This window comes from Pseudomonas sp. Sample_24, from assembly GCF_004307605.1.
Lineage (GTDB): Bacteria > Pseudomonadota > Gammaproteobacteria > Pseudomonadales > Pseudomonadaceae > Aquipseudomonas.
Genome location: NZ_RCNW01000241.1, coordinates 1 through 2,258 on the forward strand (window position 1 = coordinate 1; position 2,258 = coordinate 2,258).

The window sequence follows — 2,258 nt, forward strand, 5'->3', positions numbered from 1 at the left end:
GATATCTCGACCCTGGCGGATCCGGGTGTGGTGCAGCATTTGATTGATACGCACAAGACGATGAACGTCGCTTAACCCGCCGTTCCTGAGTCACCGAAGCCCCGCCCGGCATTGCCTGGCGGGGCTTTTTCGTATCGATCGTTCCTACGCTCTGCGTGGGAATGCCGCCATGGACGCTCCGCGTCCGCCGTTGACCTTGTGACGCAGAGCGTCACGGGATGCATTCCCACGCGGAGCGTGGGAACGATCGACATTTGTCAGAAACCACTTAAACACCAGTCAATAATTATCGGCTTCGCCTGTAGGACCTTTCCGTTTGTTACCTACGATCTTTCAGGTTACTGAATGTGTAACCGCATCGCGCCGATTCGGGGCATTGGGAAACGCCAGGCTTCTATTCAGGGACTCAAACGCGCCATAAAAAATAAGACCCAACGCTACACTTGCCGGATTAGAAGGCTTTGCCAATAATAGGCCCGCAATTTGCAGCATGGATCGGTTCACTGTCTTTTGCATCTGCATGAATTTGCAGGGCTGTCAACGTGCCCAAGCGGCTTTCTCGGTGCTTCTGTAATTAGTTGTCGCATTGAAGAAATATCGGCTTCGGGCCTGTCGTTAGAATGCCGATCACTCGCTCGTCGTTGCTGGTGTTGATTTTTCAACATCGGCTTCTCAGGACGCAGCACTGTTTTGCGGTTCCACTCATTCGCATATTGGGCTGTCGCTCACTCTGCCGTTTTAGCCCTTTACCGATGGAGTCCCAACATGAAGAAACTCGTGCTGCTTGGCGCCCTGGCATTTGCCAGCGTGCTGTCCCTGCCAACCTTCGCCGATGAAAAGCCTGTGAAAATCGGTATTGAAGCGGCTTACCCTCCGTTCGCTTCGAAAGCACCGGATGGCAGCATCGTTGGTTTTGACTACGACATCGGCAACGCCCTCTGCGAAGAGATGAAGGTCAAGTGCGTGTGGGTCGAGCAAGAGTTCGACGGTCTGATCCCGGCACTCAAGGTGCGCAAGATCGACGCGATCCTGTCGTCGATGTCGATCACTGAAGACCGCAAGAAATCCGTGGATTTCACCAACAAGTACTACAACACCCCAGCTCGCCTGGTGATGAAGGCCGGCACTCAGGTCAGCGACAACCTGAGCGAGCTCAAGGGCAAGAACATCGGCGTGCAACGTGGTTCGATCCACGAGCGTTTCGCCCGCGAAGTCCTGGCCCCGCTGGGTGCCGAGATCAAGCCTTACGGTTCGCAGAACGAAATTTACCTCGACGTAGCCGCCGGCCGCCTCGACGGCACCGTGGCAGACGCTACGCTGCTGGATGACGGTTTCTTGAAAACCGACGCCGGTAAAGGCTTCGCGTTCGTCGGTCCGGCGTTCACCGACGTCAAATACTTCGGCGACGGCGTAGGTATCGCGGTTCGCAAGGGTGACGCACTGAAAGACAAGATCAACACCGCGATCACTGCCATTCGCGAGAACGGCAAGTACAAGCAAATCCAGGACAAATACTTCGCCTTCGATATCTACGGCAAGTAATACGTCCCGGCGACAAGTCCGAAATGGCGCAAGCAACAGGATCTCTGAGGTTTGCGCCATTTTTTCATCCCAACTTTCGAGGACCTGAATCATGTTGAAAGGCTACGGGGCTGTCATCCTCGATGGCGCTTGGCTGACGCTTCAGCTCGCCTTGTCATCCATGGCCCTGGCCATTGTCCTGGGCCTGATCGGCGTGGCACTGCGTCTGTCGCCGGTTCGCTGGCTGGCCTGGCTGGGCGATCTGTACTCCACCGTGATTCGCGGCATTCCCGACCTGGTGTTGATCCTGCTGATTTTCTACGGCGGTCAGGATTTGCTCAACCGCGTCGCGCCAATGCTCGGATACGACGACTACATCGACCTGAACCCGTTGGCCGCCGGTATCGGCACCCTGGGTTTCATCTTCGGCGCGTACCTGTCGGAAACGTTCCGCGGTGCGTTCATGGCGATCCCCAAGGGGCAGGCTGAAGCGGGCATGGCTTATGGCATGAGCAGTTTTCAGGTGTTCTTCCGGGTGTTGGTGCCTCAGATGATTCGCCTGGCGATTCCAGGCTTCACCAACAACTGGCTGGTACTGACCAAGGCCACCGCACTGATTTCCGTGGTGGGTCTGCAAGACATGATGTTCAAGGCCAAGCAGGCGGCAGACGCCACCCGCGAACCTTTCACCTTCTTCCTCGCAGTGGCGGCGATGTACCTGGTGATCACCAGTGTTT

The 2,258-nt window shown here is 56.2% G+C and carries 2 protein-coding genes; both read left to right on the plus strand.

Features of this window, described 5'->3' with window-relative positions; translation table 11 throughout:
- The first annotated feature begins 765 nt into the window (after positions 1-765).
- Positions 766-1,542: an ABC transporter substrate-binding protein gene (locus tag D8V06_RS13360; protein ID WP_056852564.1), complete on the plus strand. Its 777-nt coding sequence runs from the start codon at positions 766-768 to the stop codon at positions 1,540-1,542.
- Positions 1,543-1,633: 91 nt separating this feature from the next.
- A partial coding sequence (locus D8V06_RS13365) for an ABC transporter permease (protein WP_130931098.1) occupies positions 1,634-2,258 on the plus strand: 625 nt, incomplete at its 3' end.

Coding starts and splice junctions, on each gene's coding strand:
- D8V06_RS13360 (WP_056852564.1), top strand. CDS start 766: ATGAAGAAACTCGTGCTGCTTGGCGCCCTGGCATTTGCCAGCGTGCTG.